Source organism: Streptomyces sp. NPDC026301 (assembly GCF_055567935.1).
The window spans coordinates 150804-172004 of record NZ_JBVHPN010000003.1; the positions used below are offsets into that span (position 1 = coordinate 150804).

The 21201-nt window shown below is 73.4% G+C and carries 18 protein-coding genes; 10 read left to right on the forward strand and 8 right to left on the reverse strand.

Annotation, left to right across the window (positions count from 1 at the left end; all coding sequences use genetic code 11):
• The first annotated feature begins 72 nt into the window (after positions 1-72).
• Positions 73-1032 carry an N-acetylglucosamine kinase gene (locus ACZ4MH_RS06430; RefSeq protein ID WP_351600980.1) on the forward strand — a complete coding sequence of 320 codons (960 nt, stop codon included), beginning with the start codon at positions 73-75 and terminating at the stop codon, positions 1030-1032.
• A gap of 4 nt (positions 1033-1036) precedes the next feature.
• Here ACZ4MH_RS06430 and ACZ4MH_RS06435 read toward each other — a convergent pair whose 3' ends face one another.
• The gene (locus ACZ4MH_RS06435) at positions 1037-1912 is read right to left on the reverse strand and encodes a class I SAM-dependent methyltransferase (protein WP_351600964.1); all 876 of its coding nucleotides are present in this window, start codon (positions 1910-1912) and stop codon (positions 1037-1039) included.
• A 48-nt stretch (positions 1913-1960) separates the two neighbouring features.
• On the opposite strand from ACZ4MH_RS06435, the gene ACZ4MH_RS06440 reads away from it, so the two are divergent.
• A complete protein-coding gene (locus ACZ4MH_RS06440) occupies positions 1961-2527 on the forward strand; it encodes a helix-turn-helix domain-containing protein (protein WP_351600967.1) in 567 nt (188 codons plus the stop codon).
• Positions 2528-2555: 28 nt separating this feature from the next.
• Here ACZ4MH_RS06440 and ACZ4MH_RS06445 read toward each other — a convergent pair whose 3' ends face one another.
• Complete coding sequence (locus ACZ4MH_RS06445) at positions 2556-3242, reverse strand: FadR/GntR family transcriptional regulator (RefSeq protein ID WP_351600970.1); 687 nt, start codon at positions 3240-3242, stop codon at positions 2556-2558.
• 293 nt (positions 3243-3535) lie between these two features.
• Here ACZ4MH_RS06445 and ACZ4MH_RS06450 point away from each other — a divergent pair, with 293 nt between their 5' ends.
• From ACZ4MH_RS06450 to ACZ4MH_RS06480, 7 genes are all read left to right on the forward strand, one after another.
• Positions 3536-4978, forward strand: a complete 1443-nt coding sequence (locus tag ACZ4MH_RS06450; RefSeq protein WP_351600974.1) for a hypothetical protein — start codon at positions 3536-3538, stop codon at positions 4976-4978.
• Between the two features lie 17 nt (positions 4979-4995).
• A complete protein-coding gene (locus ACZ4MH_RS06455) occupies positions 4996-5985 on the forward strand; it encodes a glutamate ABC transporter substrate-binding protein (protein ID WP_467754271.1) in 990 nt (329 codons plus the stop codon).
• Positions 5986-6057: 72 nt separating this feature from the next.
• The gene (locus ACZ4MH_RS06460; RefSeq protein WP_351602208.1) at positions 6058-7341 is read left to right on the forward strand and encodes a hypothetical protein; all 1284 of its coding nucleotides are present in this window, start codon (positions 6058-6060) and stop codon (positions 7339-7341) included.
• Positions 7338-9950, forward strand: coding sequence for a serine/threonine-protein kinase (locus tag ACZ4MH_RS06465; RefSeq protein ID WP_467754273.1), 2613 nt, complete (start codon positions 7338-7340; stop codon positions 9948-9950). Before ACZ4MH_RS06460 ends, ACZ4MH_RS06465 begins: the two co-directional genes overlap by 4 nt.
• 1 nt (position 9951) lies before the next feature.
• The gene (locus tag ACZ4MH_RS06470; RefSeq protein WP_351601660.1) at positions 9952-11196 is read left to right on the forward strand and encodes a PP2C family protein-serine/threonine phosphatase; all 1245 of its coding nucleotides are present in this window, start codon (positions 9952-9954) and stop codon (positions 11194-11196) included.
• A gap of 149 nt (positions 11197-11345) precedes the next feature.
• Complete coding sequence (locus ACZ4MH_RS06475) at positions 11346-12704, forward strand: VWA domain-containing protein (protein WP_351601657.1); 1359 nt, start codon at positions 11346-11348, stop codon at positions 12702-12704.
• Between the two features lie 62 nt (positions 12705-12766).
• Complete coding sequence (locus ACZ4MH_RS06480) at positions 12767-13996, forward strand: FHA domain-containing protein (RefSeq protein ID WP_351601655.1); 1230 nt, start codon at positions 12767-12769, stop codon at positions 13994-13996.
• Positions 13997-14000: 4 nt separating this feature from the next.
• On the opposite strand, the gene ACZ4MH_RS06485 is transcribed toward ACZ4MH_RS06480, so the two are convergent.
• Complete coding sequence (locus ACZ4MH_RS06485; protein ID WP_467754276.1) at positions 14001-15032, reverse strand: methyltransferase domain-containing protein; 1032 nt, start codon at positions 15030-15032, stop codon at positions 14001-14003.
• Positions 15033-15106: 74 nt separating this feature from the next.
• On the opposite strand from ACZ4MH_RS06485, the gene ACZ4MH_RS06490 reads away from it, so the two are divergent.
• A complete protein-coding gene (locus tag ACZ4MH_RS06490; RefSeq protein ID WP_351597762.1) occupies positions 15107-15511 on the forward strand; it encodes a globin in 405 nt (134 codons plus the stop codon).
• 77 nt (positions 15512-15588) lie between these two features.
• On the opposite strand, the gene ACZ4MH_RS06495 is transcribed toward ACZ4MH_RS06490, so the two are convergent.
• From ACZ4MH_RS06495 to ACZ4MH_RS06515, 5 genes are all read right to left on the reverse strand, one after another.
• A complete protein-coding gene (locus ACZ4MH_RS06495) occupies positions 15589-16299 on the reverse strand; it encodes a DUF8010 domain-containing protein (RefSeq protein ID WP_351597759.1) in 711 nt (236 codons plus the stop codon).
• Positions 16296-16739, reverse strand: a complete 444-nt coding sequence (locus ACZ4MH_RS06500; RefSeq protein WP_351597757.1) for an acyl-CoA thioesterase — start codon at positions 16737-16739, stop codon at positions 16296-16298. The genes ACZ4MH_RS06495 and ACZ4MH_RS06500 overlap by 4 nt, the downstream gene beginning before the upstream one ends.
• A 10-nt stretch (positions 16740-16749) precedes the next feature.
• On the reverse strand, positions 16750-18414 hold the full coding sequence (ettA, locus tag ACZ4MH_RS06505) for an energy-dependent translational throttle protein EttA (protein ID WP_351597755.1): 1665 nt from the start codon (positions 18412-18414) through the stop codon (positions 16750-16752).
• Positions 18415-18697: 283 nt separating this feature from the next.
• Positions 18698-20095 carry a Cys-Gln thioester bond-forming surface protein gene (locus tag ACZ4MH_RS06510; RefSeq protein WP_351597752.1) on the reverse strand — a complete coding sequence of 466 codons (1398 nt, stop codon included), beginning with the start codon at positions 20093-20095 and terminating at the stop codon, positions 18698-18700.
• A gap of 270 nt (positions 20096-20365) precedes the next feature.
• Positions 20366-21121, reverse strand: a complete 756-nt coding sequence (locus ACZ4MH_RS06515; protein WP_351597749.1) for a single-stranded DNA-binding protein — start codon at positions 21119-21121, stop codon at positions 20366-20368.
• Positions 21122-21201: the final 80 nt, after the last annotated feature.

A 21201-nucleotide genomic window follows, 5' to 3' on the forward strand; every position in this document is an offset into this window, starting at 1 on the left:
CGAACTACCTCGTCCCCCCAGCAGGGGGTTACCCAAGGGGAGCGGCGCGAGAACGTCTCGTACGGGGCGGCGCTGCTCGCCGTGGACGCGGGGAACAGCAAGACCGATGTGGCGGTGGTCGGCGCGGACGGGAGCGTGCTCGGTGCCGTACGCGGCGGCGGCTTCCGGCCGCCCGCGGACGGCGCCGAGCGGGCCGTGGCCGGGCTCGCGGAGCTCGTCGACGCGGCCCTGGCGCAAGCGGGCACCGGCCGGGTCGGGCACCTGTCCGCCTGCCTGGCCAACGCCGACCTGCCCGTGGAGGAGGAGCGGCTGACCGCCCTTCTGGCGGCGCGCGGCCGGTCGGACACGGTGACCGTCGCCAACGACACCTTCGCGCTGCTGCGGGCCGGGCTGCCGGACGGCGGCGGGCACACCGGCGTCGCGGTGGTCTGCGGTGCCGGCATCAACTGCTCGGGGCTCGGCCCCGACGGCCGTACCGCGCGCTTCCCCGCCATCGGGCGCATCTCCGGCGACTGGGGCGGCGGCGGGCACCTCGCCGAGGAGGCGCTGTGGTGGGCGGCGCGGGCCGAGGACGGGCGGGGCGCGCCCAGCGCCCTCGCGGACCGGCTGCCCGCGCACTTCGGGCTGTCCGCCATGCCGGAGCTGATCGAGGCGCTGCACTTGGGGGACATTCCGGCCGGCCGCCGCCACGAGCTGGTGCCGGTGCTGTTCGCGGTGGCCGCCGAGGGGGACGAGGTGGCGCGGGCGCTCGTGGCGCGCCAGGCCGAGGAGATCGTCCTCATGGCCACGGTCGCGCTGCGCCGTCTGGACCTGCTGGACGAGCCGGTGCCGGTGGTCCTGGGCGGCGGGGTACTGGCGGCGCGCCATCCGGTGCTGCACGAGGCGGTTCTCGCGCTGCTCGCCGAACGCGCCCCGAAGGCGGTACCGGAGGTGGTCACCGCTCCCCCGGTGCTCGGCGCCGCCCTGCTGGCCCTGGACACCACGGGCGCACCGGCCACCGCGTACGCCCGCCTGCGCGCCCATTACGCCTGACCCATTACGCCGGGCGCCGGGCGGCCCACACCCTCCGCTCGGTGCGGACGACGAGGTCGTCGCGGTGCAGCAGGCTGTGCGGTCCGTCGCTGTCCAGGAGGGTGTCGAGTACGGACAGGTCGTCGGCCGCGACCCGGCCGTCGAGCGCGGTACGCATGCGGCCCAGCACCCCCTGTGCGTACCGGCCGGTGGCCTCGGGCAGCGGGGAGGTCAGTTCGACGGTGAACGGCCGCTCGGCCGCGATGGCGAACCCGGCCCGGGACAGCAGCGGCCCCCAGTCGGCACCCAGGTGCGGCACCGTCTCGGCGTGCAGCCCGGCCAGCGCGGCGCGGCAGCGGGCCTCCAGCCCCGGGCGCCCGATGCCGAGGTCGTCGGGCAGGAAGCAGGGGTTTCCGGCCATCTCGATCACGGCCAGCAGCCCGCCCGGGGCCAGCGCCGTGTACGCCTCGCGCAGCGCGCGGTCGGGGTCGCTCATGTGGTGCAGCGCCGCCGACGCCCACACCAGGTCCACGCCGCCGAAGTCCGGCCAGGCCGCGTCCAGATCGGCCTCGACGGTGCGCACCCGGTCCGCCACGCCCAGCTCGCGGGCCTTGCCCTGAAGGTGGTGCAGGAGCCGCGGGGAGGCGTCGGCGGCGATCGCTTCGGCGCCCTCGAAGCGCCGGAGCAGCGCGAAGGTTCCGGTGCCGGCCCCGCTGCCCAGGTCGAGTACGCGGCGCACGGGCCGCTCCGCGGTCAGTTCCGCCAGCCACGCGGTCAGCTCGGTCAGGTGGGCGTGCAGGACGTCCGCTTCCAGGTCGAGCAACTCGGCGACGTAGGGCTCGTCGTGCGGCGCTCCGGGTCCGGAAGCGTGGTGCTGGTGCTGATGCGCGTGGGGTGTCATGCCCTCGACCCTACGAGCGCCTTGCCTCAGCGACATACCATATTGCTTATGACGCAAGAAGACGAAGACCTCGATGTCCTCGTGCGCAAGCGGATCCGGGGGCTGCGGGTCGCCATGGGCTGGTCGCTCGACGATCTGGCCGCGCGCTGCTACCTGAGCCCCTCCACCCTGAGCCGTATCGAGACGGGCCACCGGCGGATCGGCCTGGACCAGCTGACCGCGATCGCCCGGGCCCTGGGCGCCACGCTGGACCAGCTCGTGGAGACCGCCACCGACGACGTGATCATCAGGCCGCAGCACCACGCGGCACGCGGGCTCACCACCTGGATGCTGAAGCGGGACCCCGGCGTCACGGTCGCCAGGCTGCGCCTCACGGAGCCGGCCCCGACCGGCAGGGGTGCGCAGAAGGCCCACCCGGGGCAGGACTGGTTCACCGTCCTGTCCGGGACCGTCGTACTGCTGCTGGGGGACCGCCGGATCCTCGTCGAGGAAGGGCAGGCGGCCGAGTTCTCCACGATGATCCCGCACGCCTTCGGGGCGCAGGGCGGCCCGGCGGAGATCCTGGGGATCTTCGACCACGACGGACAGCGCACCCACCTGCGGTCGGCCGACTGAAAGCCGCCCAGTGGCCGCCCGGCGGCCGTCAGTCGTCCAGCGGCAGGGCCAGATCCCGTACGTGACCGGCGAGCAGCTTCACCGCGGCGTCCACCGCGGCCGCCCCGTCCCGCTCCCGGATCGCCTCGACGAGGAGGTGGTGCGGGTCGGTGGGCGCGGCCGTCGCGGTGTCCAGGCAGGCGGCGCGGCGCAGCTCCGCGCGGAGGGCGGTGCTCAGCGAGCGGTAGATGTCGGCCAGTACGGGATTGGCGCTCGCCTCGGCGACCAGGACGTGGAAGTCGGCGTCGGCGGCGGTGAACGCCTCGTCCTCGTGTGCCGCGAGCGCCGCCCGGCGCCGGGCCAGCGCCGCCTCTATGGCGGCGAGCTGGGCGTCCGTGCGGTGCCGCGCCGCCTGCCGTGCCGCGATCACGTCCAGGCCCTGCCGGACCTGCGTGACGTGGGTCAGCTCGGCGCGCTCCAGGCGGCGGCGGAGCGCCACGGCGCTGTCGTCGTCGGAGAGGACGAACGTGCCGTCGCCCTGCCGGGTCTCCAGCAGCCCGGAGTGCACGAGGGCGCGGATCGCCTCCCGTACGGAGGCCCGGCTCACCTGCAGCGTCTCGGACAGAGCGCTCTCGGGCGGAATGCGGCTGCCCACCGGCCAGACCCCCTTGAGGATCTGTTCCCGGATCTCGTCCGTCGCGGTCTCCACCAGCGACACCCTGCGTACTGTCCGCACCGCACCGCTCCATTTCCCAGGTCACCTGACGTCAGGCAACTGTAGCCAGCCCGGACGGCTCCCGGCTGCCCCTTGGGAGAAGCCGGGGAACCGAACACCGTACGAACGCGTGAAGAGAGGCGACGGGGGCGAAAGGTGCGGGGCCGGCCACGGGGCGCGAACGAGATCGCGATACGAACAAGATCCAGTCAATACCTGTGTGGTTGTCGGTCCCTGCGGCCATACTGCTGGCGGTGCACCCCTGCCCGCGGCGCGGGCCGCGGGGCACGGTCAGCGACCGAGGGGGAGGTTCCGTGTCATACCCGCCGACCGGCAGCGCGGCACCGCCCGCGCCCGCAGCGACCCCCGGACCGGGCGCGGCCGCAGCGGAACCGACCGCTCCCCCGCCGCCGTCCGGCGAGCGCGCCGTATGGGCCGAGGCGCTGCGGCGGCTGCGCGCCGCCATGCTCACCGAGCCGGGCCGGCTGCGCTTCATCGGTGCCGTACTGGCCGCGCTGGTCGTGCTGTTCGGCGCGCTGACCGCCTGGCAGGTGGCGGACCGGTCGGCCGCCGCCGACGACGTCCTGGGGAGCAGCCAGCCGCTGAGCCGGGACGCGGCCGACATCTACCGCTCGCTGGCGGACGCCGACACCACGGCGGCCGGCGGCTTCCTGGCCGGCGACCGGGAGAGCGCGGCCAGCCGCCGGCGCTACAAGGACGACATCTCGACCGCCGCCAAGCTGCTGGTCCGGGCCTCCGCCAACTCCCGGGGCTCGAAGGCGGCCCGGGACCGCATCGAGCGGCTGAACGACGGCCTGCCGCGGTACACGGGCCTGGTGGAGACGGCGCGGATGTACAACCGGCAGGGCCTGCCGGTGGGCGGCGCGTACCTCCAGTACGCCAACAACCAGATGCGCACCCAACTGCTGCCCGCCGCCCGGCAGCTCTACGACACCGAGACCGCCCGGCTCGACGCCGACTACGAGGACGCCACGGCCTGGCCCTGGGTCGCGGTGGCCGTCGGCGCGCTCGCGATCGGCGGGCTCGGCTGGGCGCAGCGCCGCAACTACCGGCGGACGAACCGGGTGTTCAACCACGGCCTGCTGATCGCCACCACCGCGTCCGTGGGCGTCCTGCTGTGGATGGTGGCGGGGCACGCCGTCGCCCGCGCGGGGCTCGACGACTCCATCGAGCACGGCGCGAAGTCCCTGCGGGTGCTCAACGAGGCGCGGATCGCGACACTGCAGGCGCGCGGCGACGAGAACCTCACGCTGGTGGCGCGCGGCGGCAAGGTCACCGCCGACCAGCAGGACTTCTACGAGGTCGAGTACGCCGCCGGCATGAAGGCGCTGGCGGGTGACGGGAAGGGTGCGGACGCCCGGGCGGGCGGCAAGCTGCGGGAGGCGCTGTCCCTGGCGGACGACGCGGCGGGCCGCGCGCCGGTGCAGGAGGCGCTGGCGAACGTACGGGAGTGGCGCTCGCGGCACGCCGAAGCGCGCGCGGAGAACGACCGGGGCGACTACGAGGGCGCGCTGGCGAAGGTGATCGGGAAGGACCGGCCCACGAAGGAGTCCTTCGACAAGGTGGACGCGGCGCTGAAGCAGGCGCTCCGGCACGAGCAGACCGAGTTCCACGACGCGGCGCGCGACGGCCGGCACGCGCTGGACGGGCTCGCCGTGGGGGCGGCCGTGCTGGCCGTGCTGGCGGCGGCCGGCGCGGTGCTGGGCATCGGCCGCAGGCTGTCGGAGTACCGGTGACGAGGGCGGGGATGAGCATGCGCGCGCGAATGGCGGACCTCGGGTCGGCGCTGGCTCCGGTGGCCGCCGGCATGGGTGTGATGGCCGCGGCCGCCGCGGTGCTGGTGCCGGTGCTCAGCAGCGGCCCCGCCGTGCCGCACGACCCGCCGCTCCCCTCTCCGCCGCGCGCCGCGACGGCCGCGCCCGCCGCCGCCGGCTGCACGGAGGCGAACGCGGCGGAGAGCCTGCGGCCCTCCCCGGCCGACGGCGCCGCGGTGAAGCGGATCAAGAAGGCGGGCGTCCTGGTCGTCGGCGTCGACCAGAACAGCTACCGCTGGGGCTACCGCGACCCCGACAACCCCAAGAACCTCATCGGCTTCGACATCGACCTGGCGAAGGCCATCGCCCGGGACATCCTCGGGCCGCACCCGCACATCGTGTACCGCGCGATCCCCACCAACCAGCGCATCGACGCCGTGAAGCAGCGCAAGGTGGACATGGTCGTGCGGACGATGACGATCAACTGCCAGCGCAAGAAGGACGTCGCCTTCTCCACCGCCTACTTCAAGGCCGGCCAGCAGGTGCTCGCGCCCAAGAGGTCGTCGATCGACGCGTTCGACGACTCGCTGCGGGGGAAGAAGATCTGCACGGCGAAGGGGTCGACGGGCGAGCAGGAACTGGACGGTGAGGACCACGGCGCGACGGTCATGACCGTACCGAACCAACTCGACTGCCTGGTGCGGCTGCAGCTGGGCGAGGCCGACGCGGTCGTGACGGACAGCGCGCTGGCCGCCGGCCAGGCCGCGCAGGACCCGACCGTGGAGCTCAAGGGCGAGCCGTTCAGCACGGACCTGTACGGCGTCGCCATGAACAAGGAGGACGAGGACCTGGTGCGGCGGGTGAACAAGGTGCTGGAGGACTACCGCGCGGGCGGCGCCGACAGCCCCTGGACGACCGCGTACGACAAGTGGCTCAAGGCCGACCTGCCGGGCGTCTCCGGGCCGCCGGCGCCCCAGTACAGCGACTGACGGGACCGGCCGGGCCGCCCCGCGCCCGGCCGCCGCAGCGCACCGTACGCACGCACTCTGGAGAGGTGATCGATGGGGGTCCCTGGACCCGCCCCGGCCATGAGCCGCGACGAGGTGGACCGCGCCCTCGGCAGGCTCGGCGCCGAGCACGAAGCGATCGAGACCTCGCTGCTGGCGCTGCAGGACCACGCCGGCCGCCGCCTCCTGGAGGGCGCCGAGCTGACCGGCGTCACCAAGGACCGCTGGGCGAGTGCCGAGCAGCGGATCACGGTGCTCTGGGCGCACTTCGAGGCGTACAGCGCGGCGCTGGAGGCCGCCCGCGAGCTGCGCGCCCGCCGCCGCTGGCTCTCCCAGGAGGACCTGGCCACCCTCACCGACATGCTGCGCGGCGACGGCGTCACGGTCTCCGGCGGCGCGGCCGTCGGCGGCCTCACCAAGCTCAGCGAACAGCTCAGCCTGGAGGCGCTGGTCGACCGGATGAACGGGCTGTACGCGTCGGCGCTGGACGTCATCGTCAGCGCCGACTCCGTATGGACCGCGCTGCCCGCCCGGATCGACCTGCTCGCCGCCGAACTGCGGCGCACCCGCTCCCTCGCGCACTCCGTCGGCGTCCGCCCCGGCGAGCACCCCTCCGGCGACGACCTGGAGCAGATCACCGACGAGCTGACCCGGCTGCGCGCCGAGGTGCTCGCCGACCCGCTCGCCTTCTGGGTGCCCGCCGCCGACGCCAGCGCCGCGCCCGGCGGCGGCCACCCGGACACCGAGCGGTACGACCGCGCGGCCCGCGCCCTGGAGGACGTACGCCGCGAGATCGAGGCGGTCCTCGCGGTGCGCCAGGACGCCGAGCGGCGGCTGATGCAGGTGCGCGACCTGCTCTCGCGGGCCGACCGCACGCTCACCGAGGCGCGGGCGGCGCGCGGCGAGGTGCTCGCGAAGATCGCCGCGTCCGAAGTACCGGCCGTCTCGGGCCCGTCGACCGCGCTGCACGAACAGCTCGCCACCGCCGTCGACTACCGCAGACGCTCCCAGTGGCACCTGCTGTCGCCGCTGCTGGAGAGCCTGGAGGAGCGCGCCGAGGAGGAGCTGCTGCGCGCCCGCGAGTCGCTGACCGCGGTGACCGCGCCGCTGGCCGTCCGCGCCGAGCTGCGCGGCCGGCTCGACGCGTACAAGGCGAAGACGGCGCGGCACGGCCTGGCCGAGGACCCGTTCCTGATCGAGCGGTACGACCTGGCCCGCCGGATGCTGTGGAGCGCGCCCTGCGACCTGCGCGCCGCCGAGAACGCCGTACTGCGTTACCAGCAGGCGGCGGCCGAGGCGCTGGCGGCCGGGGCGCCGGACCGCGAGGGGGAGTCATGACCGGCGAGAAGGACGCCGCCTGCCAGCGGCCGGAGTGCGCCGGCCGCTACGAGGACGTCGGCGGCGGCGAACTGTACTGCGACACCTGCGGCTTGGCGCCGGTCGTCTCGCCGACCGGCATGGTGGCCTCGCCGCCGACCGGCGTCGCGGCGGCCGGCCGCTCCGCCGACTCCTCGCAGAGCTCCGGCAGCGCCCGTACGTCGTCCTCCTCCCGCTCCTCCGGCTCCCGGCGCTCGGTCTCCGGGCGTCTCTCCCGCTCGCTGTCCGGCCCGTCGACCCGCTCGGTGTCCGTGCGCAGCGCCGGTTCGGGGCCGGGCTCCGGGTCCGGCTCGGGCCCGGGGCGCGGGCGGCTGGGGGCCGGGCTGGTGGCGGTCCCGGACGTGCCGCGGCCCGATCCGCGCACGGTCGTGCTGGAGAACCCGGAGGTCCCCGAGCGCAAGCGGTTCTGCAGCCGCAGCGACTGCGGGGCGCCGGTGGGCCGGGCGCGCAGCGGGCGGCCCGGGCGTACGGAAGGTTTCTGCACCAAGTGCGGCCACCCGTACAGCTTCATGCCGAAGCTGCGGGCCGGCGATGTGGTGCACGGCCAGTACGAGGTCGCGGGCTGTCTCGCGCACGGCGGGCTGGGCTGGATCTACCTCGCGGTGGACCGCGCGGTCTCCGACCGGTGGGTGGTGCTCAAGGGCCTGCTGGACACCGGCGACGAGGAGGCGCTGGCGGTCGCGGTCTCCGAGCGCCGCTTCCTCGCCGAGATCGAGCACTCCAACATCGTCCGCATCTACAACTTCGTCGAACACCTCGACCAGGCGACCGGCAGCCTCGACGGCTACATCGTCATGGAGTACGTCGGCGGCAAGTCCCTCAAGGAGATCGCCAACGGGCGGCGCACGCCCCAGGGGCGGCGCGATCCGCTCCCGGTCGAGCAGGCCTGCGCGTACGGCATCGAGGCGCTGGAGGCCCTCGGCCACCTGCACAGCCGCAACCTTCTGTACTGCGACTTCAAGGTGGACAACGCGATCCAGCAGAACGACCAGCTCAAGCTGATCGACATGGGCGCGGTCCGCAGGATGGACGACCGCGAGAGCGCGATCTACGGCACGGTCGGCTACCAGGCGCCCGAGGTCGCCGAGGTCGGCCCGTCCGTCGCCTCCGACCTGTACACGGTCGCGCGTACCCTCGCCGTCCTCACCTTCGACTTCCAGGGCTACACCAACGTCTTCGCGGACTCGCTGCCGGACCCCGAGCACATCGAGGTGTTCCGCCGCTACGAGTCCTTCTACCGGCTGCTCGTACGGGCCACGGACCCCGACCCGGCGCGCCGGTTCGCCTCCGCCGAGGAGATGGCCGAGCAGCTGACCGGCGTGCTGCGCGAGGTCGTCGCGCTGCAGACCGGCGAGCAGCGGCCCGCGCTCTCCCAGCTGTTCGGTCCGGAACTGCGGGTGGTCGACACCGAGTTGATGCCGGCGGTGGACGGGGACAGCTCGCTGCTGGGCGGGCGGGCCGCGCCGCCCGGCCGCTGGGGCCGGCGGAAGCAGACGGTCGCCGCCCTGCCGGGCCGGGGCCCGTCGGCGGGCCTCGTGGGCGCGGCACCGGCCACGCCGTCGATCCCGGCGCAGCTGTCGTACGAGGTGTCCCCGCTTCCCGGGTACGGCAGCCCGGGCCCCGTGCTGCGCACCGTGGACACGGCGGCCACCGTGCTGGCGCTCCCGGCGCCGCGGGTGGACCCCGGTGATCCGAACGCCGGTTTCCTGGCCGGTCTGCTGGCCGCGGCACCCGCCGAGCTGGTCGTCGCGCTGCGCTCCGCGCCCGCCGACTCCCTGGAGCTGCGGCTGCGCGACCTGCGGGCCCGGCTGGAGATGGCCGACGGGTCACTGGCCCAAAGAGTGCTGCGGGAGATCGAGACGGACCCGCTGGCCGACTGGGCGTCGGACTGGCGGGTGGTCTGGTACCGCGGCCTGGTGGCCCTGGCCACCGGCGACAAGGAGACCGCCGCGCTGTCCTTCGACGCGGTGTACGACGCGTTCCCCGGCGAGCCCGCGCCCAAGCTCGCGCTGGGCGTCTGCGCCGAGGTACTGGGCCAGCTGGACAACGCCGCCGAGTACTACCACCTGGTGTGGACCACCGATCACAGCTATGTGAGCGCGGCGTTCGGGCTGGCCCGGGTGCGGCTCGCGGCCGGTGACCGGATGGGCGCGGTGCGTGCCCTGGAGGCCGTACCGGAGTCCTCGATCCACTTCACCGCGGCCCGTATCGCCGCGGTACGGGCCCGGCTCCGGCAGCGCCCGGCCGGCGACCCGCTGCTGCCCGACCTGCAGGCCGCGGCCCGGCAGATCGAGCGGCTGGCGGACTTCGGGCTGGACGCGCAGCGCCGCGGGACGCTGACGACGGAGGTACTGGGCTGCGCGCTGGACTGGGTACTGGCCGGGCGCGCCGGGGAAGCGCCGACGCCCGGGGCCGTCCCCGTCCTGCTCGGCTGCGAGGTGGACGAGCGCGGGCTGCGCTTCGGCCTGGAGCGGTCCTACCGGCTGCTCGCCAGGCTGGCTCAGCGCGGTGATGAGAGGATCGAACTGGTGGAGCGGGCCAACCGCTTCCGCCCCAGGACGTGGGTGTGAGATGGCAGTGACAGGTCCTTCCCGGTGCCCGGGATGCGCCGAGCCGCTGGAGCCGGGGGACAACTTCTGCGGCGTGTGCGGTGCGGACATCTCCGCGGTGGCGCCGGACGACGCGGCGGCCGGGGCATACGGTGCGGCGGCCCCGCCGCCCGTTCCCGCGAACCGGCTCCCGGACGGCTCGGGCAGCTCGCCGGACAGCTCGGGCGGCTCGGACGGCGCGGACGGCGCGGACGGCGCGGACGGCGCGGACGGCGCGGACGGCAAAGCCGAAGCGGACGGCGTGGACGGCTCGGCAGCGGACGGCCCGGCCGATCCCCGTGAGTCCTTCGGCGCCAAGGTCTGCGTGGCCTGCCGTACCGGCACCGTCGACGAGGACGGCTACTGCGAGCACTGCGGCCACGCCCAGCCCCGCGAGCGCGATCACTTCGAGCGCGAGCTGGAGCGGGTCGCCGCCGTCAGCGACCGCGGCCACCGCCACCACCGCAACGAGGACTTCTTCACCGTCGCCGACGCCGCGCTCGCCGACGGCTCCCCGGCGGTGCTCGCCGTGGTCTGCGACGGCGTCTCCTCCGCGACCCGGCCCGACGAGGCCTCGCAGGCCGCCGCCGAGACGGCCGCCGAGTCGCTGCTGGCGGCGCTGCCCCGGGAGGCCCACCCGCAGCAGGCCATGCACGACGCGATCCTGGCCGCCGCCAAGTCCGTCGACGCGCTCGCCGAGACGCCCGAGCACCCGCGCGACCCGTACCGCCAGCAGAACGCCCCGGCCTGCACGCTCGTCGCGGCCATCGTGGCCGCCGGGGTGCTGACCATCGGCTGGGTCGGCGACAGCCGCGCGTACTGGATCCCCGACGACCGCACCGCGCCCGGCGCCCGGCTCACCGAGGACGACTCCTGGGCCGCGCAGATGGTGGCGAACAACCTGATGACGGAGGCCGAGGCGTACGCCGACGACCGGGCCCACGCCATCACCGGCTGGCTGGGTGCCGACGCGTACGACCTCCAGCCGCACACCGCCGCGTTCCGCCCTGACCGCCCGGGCGTGGTCGTGGTGTGCACCGACGGCCTGTGGAACTACAGCGAGGCGGCGGCCGAACTGGCGGCGCTGCTGCCCCCGGACGCAGGTGAACGCCCGCTGCACAGCGCGCGAACGCTCGTCCGCCACGCTCTGGACAGCGGGGGCCACGACAACGTAACAGTGGCCGTGGTGCCGTTCCCGGTCCCCACGACCGGGGCAGTATCGGCGTGAGTCACCGCAGCAACGCCACATCGCAGTAACTGCGGCAATCGCAGTGGAACGGTCCGGCACCTGGGGAGGTGCCGACGGGGGGACGGCCTGGGGTACTTCCGCCCGCCCGCATGCCGACGAGCACGACGGAGCGTCAAGGAGCGGAAGAGATGGCCAACTTCTCGAAGTCCACGGTCCCGCAGTTCTCCGTGGAGGTGTACCAGAACGAGTACCTCCCCGAGGGCGGCCGCGAGGTGCACGCCATCGCCACGGTCACCGCCACCGGCGGCGGCACCTCCGGCGGCCGGCCGCTCGCCGACGCCGCAGGTCAGCCGGTGCCCGCGCCGGGCGGCGCCCCGGACGCCGCTGTGGTGATCATGGTCGACTCCTCCGGCTCGATGGAGTACCCGCCGACCAAGATGCGAGGCGCCCGCGACGCCACGGCGGCGGCGATCGACACGCTGCGCGACGGGGTGGCCTTCGCGGTGGTCGCCGGCACCCACCAGGCCGCCGAGGTCTACCCGGGCGGCGGCCGCCTCGCGCAGGCGTCGCCCGCCACTCGCGCGCAGGCCAAGGAGGCGCTGCGGGGGCTGCGTTCGGGCGGCGGCACGGCGATCGGCACCTGGCTGCGGCTGGCCGACCGGCTGCTGTACTCCGCTGACGTCGCCATCCGGCACGGCATCCTGCTCACCGACGGCCGCAACGAACACGAGTCGCCCGAGGACCTGCGGGCCACTCTGGACGCCTGCGCCGGGCGGTTCACCTGCGACGCGCGCGGGGTGGGCACGGACTGGGAGGTCAAGGAGGTCACCGGCATCGCCTCGGCCCTGCTGGGCAGCGCCGACATCGTCGCCGATCCGGCCGGGCTGACCGCGGACTTCACGCGGATGATGGAGACCGCGATGGGCAAGGAGGTCGCGGACGTGGCCCTGCGGGTGTGGACCCCGCAGGGCGCCGAGATCCAGTTCGTGAAGCAGGTGGCGCCCACGGTCGAGGACCTGACCGGGCGGCGCACCGAGGCCGGGCCGCGGGCCGGTGACTACCCGACCGGCTCGTGGGGCGACGAGTCCCGCGACTACCACGTGTGCGTACGGGTCCCGGACGCCGGAGTCGGCCAGGAGATGCTGGCCGCGCGGGTGGCACTGGTGCTCCCTGCGCCCGGCGGCGGCGCACCCCGGACGCTCGCGCAGGGCCTGGTACGGGCCGTGTGGACGACCGACATGGCCGCATCGACGCAGATCGACCCGCAGGTGGCGCACTACACGGGACAGGCGGAACTGGCCCGGGCCATCCAGTCGGGACTGGATGCCCGTAAGTCCGGAGATGTCGACGGAGCGACCGCCCGGCTGGGCCGGGCCGTGCAACTGGCGAGCGCCTCCGGGAACGAGGACACTGCGAAACTGCTTGCGAAGGTGGTGGACGTCGTGGACGCGGTGACCGGTACTGTGCGGCTGAAGGCGAAGGTCGCGGAAGCGGACGAGATGACGCTCGAAACGCGCTCCACCAAGACAGTTCGCGTCAAAAAGTGACAAACGCATGACAAGCTAGACGTAAAACCGTTGGAAGACGGTACGGAGGGGGACATACCGACATGCCGACCTGCCCGAACGGCCACCAGTCAGTGGCCGAAGACTGGTGCGAGGTGTGCGGCCACCGCATGGCGGGCACTGTCGCTCCGCCGCCTCCTCCGCCCCCCGGCTTCCCCGGTGCCCCGCCCGAGCAGGCCCCGCAGCAGGGCGGCTACGGCTTCCCGCCCCCGCCGCCCCCGCCCGGCGCGGGCCACGCCCCCGGCCCCGGCACCGGCCAGGCCGAGCTGTGCCCGCAGTGCGGCACGCCGCGCGAGGCCATGGCGCCGTTCTGCGAGGGCTGCCGGTACAACTTCCTGACGCATTCCTCGACCTCCGCGTCGTACGGGGCGCCCGCGCAGCAGTCCGCGCCGCCGCCCGGCTTCCCGTCCCAGCCCGGCCCGCCGGACCAGTACGAGTACCAGGGCTCGCGGCCCTCGCAGGTGAACCGGCCCGCCGAGCCGCTGGGCCCCGGGCAGCAGCCGTTCGGCGCCCCGCCCTACGGCGAGCCGGGTCCGCCGCCGCAGCCGCAGGCCCCGCAGCCCCCGGCCCCGTCCCAGGGCGGCGACGACTGGCTGCTGCCGCCGCCCGGCGGCCAGCAGGCACCGCAGCCCCCGGCCCCGCCCGGCCAGCAGGGGCAGGGCCCGTACGCACCGCCCGCGCCGCAGGGCCCCGGGCCGCAGGGCCCCTTCGAGCAGCCAGGCCCGCCGCCCCCGCCGTACGAGCAGTCCGCGCCCTACGAGCAGTCCGCGCCCCCGACCCCGCCCGGCCCGTACGAGCAGCAGTCCGGCCCGTACGAGCAGCAGCCGTGGCCCCCGGGCGGCGAGGCTTCGGGGCATGCGCCGGCCGGTGCCGGCTGGGTCGCGGTGATCGCCCCGGACCGTGAGTACTTCATGGCGATGATGGGCCGCAGCGGCCCCGAGGCGGCCGGCCTGAACCTCCCCGCCTACTCCCCCGAGCAGCAGCTGCCGCTCAACGGCCAGCAGGTCACGATCGGCCGCCGCCGGCACAGCACGGGCGAGTCGCCGGACATCGACCTGGCGCGCCCGCCGGAGGACCCGGGCGTCTCGCACCAGCACGCGATGCTGGTGCAGCAGCCGGACGGCGGCTGGGCGGTGGTGGACCAGAACTCCACCAACGGCACGACCGTCAACGGCGGCGAGGACCCGATCCAGCCGTACGTCCCGATCCCCCTCCAGGAGGGCGACCGCGTACACGTCGGCGCCTGGACGACGATCACGGTCCGCCGCGGCTGAACGGTCAGCCGGGGCCGGGCAGCGGCCAGCGGTGGGGGCCGTCGGGGGCGTCCAGCCACGCCCACTGACGGTCCCCCGCCACCGTCACGCCGCACCGCGCCCGGTGCGGCCGCCGCTCCGCGCGCCACAGCTCGTACGCGCCGCGCGGGTCCAGCGCCCCGGCGCTCAGCGTGCGCAGGAAGTGGAACCGCTCGTCGCGCAGCGCCTCGCGCGGCAGCGCCGCGGTGGCGGCCCACGTCTCGGCGCGCTCCTCATCCGCCGCTTCACCACCGGGCCGGTCCTCGGGTGCCGCGCTGCGCAGCCGTACGAAGTACGCCGGGGTGGACAGGAACCGTCCCTCCGCGTGCCCCTCACCGGTCACCCGCAGCAGCACCAGCCCCGTGGCCAGCGGTGTGAGGATCAGCCCGCCGGTCCTGCACTGCGCCACCCACGCCGACGGCACGGACGGCAGCTGGCAGGTCGCCATGATCCGGTCGAACGGCGCCCGCTCCGGGCAGCCCAGCGCGCCGTCCCCGGTGACCACCAGGGGCCGGTACCCGGCCGCCGCCAGATGCTCCCGCGCCGGCCCGGTGATCTCCTCTTCCAGGTCGACCGTGGTGACCCGCTCCTCCCCGAGCCGGTGCGAGAGCAGCGCCGCGTTGTAGCCCGTGCCCGCGCCGATCTCCAGTACCTCGTCACCGTCCTCGATGCGCAGCGCGTCCAGCATGTCCGCCATCAGGGACGGCTGGCTGCTGGAGGAGACCAGCTCCCCATGGCGCACATGCGTGGCCAGCGCGCTGTCGGCGTACGCCCCGCGCAGCCACTCCGTCCGGCGCTCCGGGTCGGGGTGGTCCGCCGAGCGCCGCTCGTACCCGCCGCTCACGCCCACGTAGTACGCCGGCACGAACAGATGCCGGGGCACCTCGGCGAACGCCGCCCGCCAGCGCGGGTCCGTCAGCCCGCCGCCCATCGTGATCAGCCGTACCAGCCCGGCCCGGGCCACCGCGGCCTCGACGGCGTACGGATCGCTCCCTGATTCCGTACCGCTCCCGCTCATATCTCCACTGTGCGTCAAGACCGTGAGGACCTACGTCTCGCGTACTCGGCCGGTACGTCTGAGACCATGGAAGCGTGAACGAAATTCCGCGCGGCACGCTTCAGGAGCAGACCTTCTACGAGCAGGTCGGTGGCGAGGAGACCTTCCGGCGTCTGGTGCACCGCTTCTACCAGGGCGTCGCGGAGGACCCGCTGCTGCGGCCCATGTACCCGGAGGAGGACCTCGGCCCGGCCGAGGAGCGCCTCGCGCTGTTCCTCATGCAGTACTGGGGCGGTCCCCGGACGTACAGCGAGGGCCGCGGCCACCCCCGGCTGCGGATGCGGCACGCCCCCTTCACGGTCGACCGCGCGGCGCACGACGCCTGGCTGCGGCACATGCGGGACGCCGTGGACTCCCTGGAGCTGGCGCCCGAACACGAGACGCAGCTGTGGAACTACCTGACGTACGCGGCCGCTTCGATGGTCAACAGCGAGGGCTGACAGGCGGCGATCCCGCATACGTGAGGAGGGCGGGCGGTCCCAGGACCGCCCGCCCTCCTCACGTATGACGTCGCCGATCAGGCCGGCGTGACCGACAGCCCCTGGAGGCCGCCCGTGCGGACGGCGACCGAGCCGTGCGGCGTCCGCAGCCGGAGCCAGCCGCCCGCCGCGAGCAGCGTGTACGGCTCGGGGAGCGGACCGGCGCCCGTGGCCCCGACCGGGGTGCGTACCGGGCGCAGGAAGCCCAGGGACTGCGCGGCGTGCACGGCGCGCAGCGGGAGGTGCGTGTCGCCGACCGTGCGCGACCAGATCTCCCGGCCGATCCGGTCCCGCTCCGCCCGGGTCCGCTGCTCCGGCGGCAGCGCGCCGTCGCGGGCCCGGAACTCGGCGACCGAGACCGCGAGCATCCGGCCCAGCGCGTCGGGCGCGGGCAGCCCCGGCACCCGGCGCCAGCCGCTCTGCGGCGGCAGCATTCCGGCCCAGGGCGGGCCGGTGACCGCGGCGGGGACGGTGAGCGTGCCGGCCGCCTCGTCGATGCCGTCGAGCAGCTCGCCGGCCGAGACGGTCACGTCCAGCCGTACCGGCTCGGCGAGGCGTGCCGTACGGATGGCCAGTACCTCGAAGGACGGCGGCCGGCCGAAGACGGCGAGCACGCCGCCGTCCTCGGCACCGCCGGCCGGGGCCGCCTGGAGGCGCACCGCCGCCGCGCGGTCGTAATGCAGCAGCCGGGACAGGAAGGCGGCGAGGTCCGCCGCCTCCCCGTCGTCGGCGAGGCGCAGGACCGTCATGCGGCGACGGCCTCCGTCTGCTCGCCCGCGCTGTCGGCGTCGTCCCGGTACTCCTGCAGGAACGCCTTCTCCTCGGCCGTGATGCGCCGCGGGCGGCCCGCTTCGAGGTCGTAGGGCACCACGACGGTCGAGGCGCGCACGTACAGCGTGTCCTCGTCCTTGATCTCGTACTCGATCGTCAGGGACGCTGCGGTGATACGGGTCACCCAGGACTCGATGGTCACCGGCGCGTGCCGGTGGACCAGCGGGCGGACGTAGTCGATCTCGTGGCGGGCCACGACGGACCCGCCGGAGAACGACGGGCTGCCGTCCCCCGGCGCCAGCCGGAACATGAAGTCGATGCGCGCCTCTTCGAGGTAGCGCAGGAAGACCACGTTGTTGACGTGGCCGAACGCATCCATGTCCGCCCAGCGCAGCGGGCAGGAGTAGACGTGTCGCACGCGATCAGCCTCAGCCTCGGGTGAGCTTCTTGTAGGTGGCGCGGTGCGGGCGGGCGGCGTCGGCACCGAGCCGCTCGACCTTGTTCTTCTCGTACGAGTCGAAGTTGCCCTCGAACCAGAACCACTTGGACTCGCCCTCGTACGCCAGGATGTGCGTGGCGACGCGGTCCAGGAACCAGCGGTCGTGGGAGACCACCACGGCGCAGCCCGGGAACTCCAGCAGCGCGTTCTCCAGCGAGGACAGGGTCTCGACGTCGAGGTCGTTGGTCGGCTCGTCGAGGAGGAGCAGGTTGCCGCCCTGCTTCAGGGTCAGCGCGAGGTTCAGGCGGTTGCGCTCACCACCGGAGAGCACGCCGGCCGGCTTCTGCTGGTCCGGGCCCTTGAAGCCGAACGCGGAGACGTACGCGCGGGACGGCATCTCGACCTGGCCCACGTTGATGTAGTCCAGCTCGTCCGACACGACGGCCCACAGGGTCTTCTTGGGGTCGATGTTGGCGCGGTTCTGGTCCACGTACGAGATCTTGACCGTGTCGCCGACCTTGATCGAACCGGAGTCGGCGGACTCCAGGCCCTGGATCATCTTGAACAGCGTGGTCTTGCCGGCACCGTTCGGGCCGATGACGCCCACGATGCCGTTACGGGGCAGGCTGAACGACAGGTCGTCGATCAGGACCTTCTCGCCGAACGCCTTCGAGAGGTTCTCGACCTCGACGACGATGTTGCCCAGGCGCGGGCCCGGCGGGATCTGGATCTCCTCGAAGTCCAGCTTCCGGGTCTTCTCCGCCTCGGCCGCCATCTCCTCGTACCGGCTCAGCCGGGACTTGGACTTGGCCTGCCGGCCCTTGGCGTTGGAGCGGACCCACTCCAGCTCTTCCTTCAGACGCTTCGCACGCTTGGCGTCCTTCTGCCCCTCGACCTTGAGGCGGGCGGCCTTCTTGTCGAGGTAGGTCGAGTAGTTGCCCTCGTACGGGTGGGCGCGGCCGCGGTCCAGCTCCAGAATCCACTCGGCCACGTTGTCGAGGAAGTACCGGTCGTGGGTGACGGCGACGACGGTGCCGGCGTACTGCGCCAGGTGCTGCTCCAGCCACTGCACGGACTCGGCGTCCAGGTGGTTGGTGGGCTCGTCGAGGAGCAGCAGGTCGGGGGCCTCCAGGAGGAGCTTGCAGAGCGCGACGCGGCGCTTCTCACCACCGGAGAGCTTGGTGACACCCCAGTCGCCGGGCGGGCAGCCCAGCGCGTCCATGGCCTGCTCCAGCTGCGTGTCCAGGTCCCATGCGTTGGCGTGGTCGAGGTCCTCCTGGAGCTTGCCCATCTCCTCGAGGAGCGCGTCCGAGTAGTCGGTCGCCATCAGCTCAGCGACCTCGTTGAAGCGCTTGAGCTTGTCGATGACCTCGCGGGCGCCGTCCTGGACGTTCTCCAGGACCGTCTTGGACTCGTCCAGCGGCGGCTCCTGCTGGAGCATGCCGACGCTGTAACCCGGCGAGATGAACGCATCACCGTTGGACGGCTGCTCCAGCCCGGCCATGATCTTCAGAACCGTGGACTTACCGGCTCCGTTGGGGCCCACGACACCGATCTTCGCGCCGGGATACATGCTCAGGGTGACGTCGTCGAGGATCACCTTGTCGCCGTGCGCCTTGCGCGCCTTGCGCATGGTGTAAATGAACTCAGCCAAGAGAAACCGTCCGGCAGTCTGGATCTGGAAGTGGGCAGTACTACCCATCTTGCCGTACGCCCGTCCCCGGAAGGAAACGGGTAACCCCCGAGAGCCACCGGTAGTGAGGGCGCGGGCACGGTGAGTCGGGGTGCGGCCGCCGATCCGCGGACGACGACGGCCCCGGGCGCACGACGCACTCCGGGACCGTCGGTCTATCTCTTACCGCTCGTACTGCTCGCACTGCTTGTACTGCTGCTCGCACTGCGGGTACTGCTCGCTCCCGCCGTACTTACTGCCTTACTTACTGCGTCACACCAGCCTTCTTCTTGCGGAGGAAGAACACCGCCGCACCACCGATCACGACCAGCACGACCGCGGCACCCGCGATCATCGGCGTGGCGCTGCTGGAACCGGTCTCGGCCAGGTCACCGGCCGAGTCGCCGCCCGTGCCACCGGCCGAGGCCGGGCTCGGGTGCGCGGACGGGGCCGGGGACGGGCTGCTGCCGCCACCGCTGCCGGCGGTCTTGCAGTCCAGGACGCCGGAGAACGTCTTCGAGAAGCCGCCCGCACCCTTCACCGTGATCTTGTACGACTGGTCCTCGGCGACCGGCACGGTCACCGTCTCGGACTTGCCGGGCGCGACCTCGTGGTCCTTGCCGGACAGCTGGAAGCCGAACGCCTCGTCACCCTTGTTGCTGACGGTGACATCGACACCACCCTTGGCGCAGTCCTTCTCGGCGGTGACCGCCGGAAGCGCACCCTGCTTCGCCCAGGAGGCCGTGGCCACCGCGGAGACCGTGGACTCGCTGGAGCCCGCGAGTATCTGCGTCTGGCTGCGCGTCTCGGAGGCGAAGGCGCGGCCGACCGGGACGGTCGTCGACGCCTGCACGGTCAGCGAGCTGGAACCGTCCTCCGCACCGGCCGGCACGTCGAAGAACAGCTGCGTGCCGTCGGGCGCGCTGGTGACCGGCTTGCCGGCCTTGTCGACGATCTTGACGCCGGACGGGGCGTCCGCCGCCGGGGCGACCGTCGTGGTCTGGGCGTTCGTATGGACCGTGACCGGCCCGATGCGGCTGCCGGCCTTGCCGGAGACCACGGGCGAGTCGAGCGTCAGGGACGCCGTCGGCTCCGCGAGATCCTGCGCACTCTTCTCGAGGTAGTCCGCCAGCTTCTCCGCCGCGGGGTCGACCGCGTCGACGTCGGCGTGGTCGGAGAAGCGCCAGATCGCGACCTGCGTACCGGCCGCCGCGGTCTTCTCGGTGAGCGCCCCGGAATCGGCCTTGCTCGCGAGCGCGGCCAGGTCGTTCACCTGCGGGTACGAGTGCTGCAGGATCCAGCGGATCTTGCCGGCGTCGTTGTTGTTGTGCAGTGAGGACTGGCTCCAGGGCACTTCCTGGTACTTGGCCTGCTGCTGCGTCGGGTTGTTGATGTCGATGCAGTACGTCTGGAGCGTGCCGCCGTCGTCGACGGTCATCTCGAAGAGCCCGGCACCCACCCCCTTGTCCCGGCCGTGCTCGTGAATGACCGCCTGGTCGAACGTCTTCAGGCCGCCGAGCGTGGCGGACGCACCGCTGTGTGCCGGGGGCGCGTCATCCGCGGCCGCGGGCCCCGCGGTGGCTATCGCACCCGCCGCGACCAGGCCCGAGGCCAGGACCGTGGCGGCAAGGCGGGCCGCACCGCGCCTCTTCACAGAAATCATGAATTTCCCCTCTGGGCGGGGCAGGTCGATTGGGAAGTGGCCCCGCCGGAAAGAACGCAAGAACTCAACAGCCGAACGGAACGATCGCCGAACGGAACGATCAGCCCCCGTGAGTACTCGTGCTGATCGGCCCCCGTGAGTACTCGTGGATCCTAGAGAGCGGGCGCAACAGCGTCCCCGGTCAGGCCATCGGACAAGCGATCCGAATCGCAATCGTTACCGAAGGAAGCCCTGCTGACCTGGGATTATCGACAAATCCCCGGGGGCAATTCAGGACACTGGCACCTTCTCCGACGAATCACTTCCGGCCATGGAACCCTCAATTCCGTTCGTGTGGGCGGCAATCCCGGGCGCGGAATCGCCACTTTCGGTGCCGGAGCACTGAGTTCCGCTCGTGAAATCGCCAGTTTCCGCTAGCGGATCGCGAGTTCGGTCGGACTCACTGGGTCCGACCGTTCCGCCCGCTCCGCCCGTTCCGGCGGTACCGGCGGTACTGGCAGTACCGGCGGAAGAATCGGCCCGCTCGGTCGCGGACGGCCCGGTGCCGGGCGGGGCGGTCGTCCAGAGCGATGTGGTGGCCGCCGCGTCGTCCGGGGCCGGCTGTGGCGAGCCGGCCTGCCCCGGGGCGGACTGTGGCAGCGCGTCCGTACGGGCTCGTGCGGCGCGGCGGAAGGCGGCGGTCCCGCGGGTCAGGTCGTGTCCGATCGTCACGGCATCGACCTCGGCCGCGAACCACCGGCCGCCGCCGCGCTCCGGCGGGTGCTCCCCCTCGCGTACCGTCAACCTCCCTCGTACGACCAGCGGTTCGCCGACCGCCACCGAGGCGGCGAGGTTGTCCGCGAGTGCGCGCCACGCCCGCACGGTGTAGAAACTCGTGGCGCCGTCCGTCCAGCGGCCCTGCTCCCTGTCGAAGCGGCGTGGCGTGCAGGCCATCCGGAACCTCGCCGCTGCCGCGCCGTCCTTTGTATAGCGGTGCTCCACCGCCGTCGCCGCGTTCCCCGTCAGCGTCACCATCGTGTCGGTCATCGTCTTCTCCCCCGTTCCTACTCTTCCTCTTCTTGGTCTCCGTCGGCCCGGTCGTCGATCCCGTCCCCGACCGCGTCTGG

Excerpts from the sequence above, each read along its gene's own strand:
- ACZ4MH_RS06435 (WP_351600964.1), bottom strand. The coding sequence starts at position 1,912 with ATGACACCCCACGCGCATCAGCACCAGCACCACGCTTCCGGACCCGGA.
- ACZ4MH_RS06440 (WP_351600967.1), top strand. The coding sequence starts at position 1,961 with ATGACGCAAGAAGACGAAGACCTCGATGTCCTCGTGCGCAAGCGGATC.
- ACZ4MH_RS06455 (WP_467754271.1), top strand. The coding sequence starts at position 4,996 with ATGCGCGCGCGAATGGCGGACCTCGGGTCGGCGCTGGCTCCGGTGGCC.
- ACZ4MH_RS06460 (WP_351602208.1), top strand. The coding sequence starts at position 6,058 with ATGGGGGTCCCTGGACCCGCCCCGGCCATGAGCCGCGACGAGGTGGAC.
- ACZ4MH_RS06465 (WP_467754273.1), top strand. The coding sequence starts at position 7,338 with ATGACCGGCGAGAAGGACGCCGCCTGCCAGCGGCCGGAGTGCGCCGGC.
- ACZ4MH_RS06470 (WP_351601660.1), top strand. The coding sequence starts at position 9,952 with ATGGCAGTGACAGGTCCTTCCCGGTGCCCGGGATGCGCCGAGCCGCTG.
- ACZ4MH_RS06475 (WP_351601657.1), top strand. The coding sequence starts at position 11,346 with ATGGCCAACTTCTCGAAGTCCACGGTCCCGCAGTTCTCCGTGGAGGTG.
- ACZ4MH_RS06480 (WP_351601655.1), top strand. The coding sequence starts at position 12,767 with ATGCCGACCTGCCCGAACGGCCACCAGTCAGTGGCCGAAGACTGGTGC.
- ACZ4MH_RS06485 (WP_467754276.1), bottom strand. The coding sequence starts at position 15,032 with ATGAGCGGGAGCGGTACGGAATCAGGGAGCGATCCGTACGCCGTCGAG.
- ACZ4MH_RS06495 (WP_351597759.1), bottom strand. The coding sequence starts at position 16,299 with ATGACGGTCCTGCGCCTCGCCGACGACGGGGAGGCGGCGGACCTCGCC.
- ACZ4MH_RS06510 (WP_351597752.1), bottom strand. The coding sequence starts at position 20,095 with ATGATTTCTGTGAAGAGGCGCGGTGCGGCCCGCCTTGCCGCCACGGTC.
- ACZ4MH_RS06515 (WP_351597749.1), bottom strand. The coding sequence starts at position 21,121 with ATGACCGACACGATGGTGACGCTGACGGGGAACGCGGCGACGGCGGTG.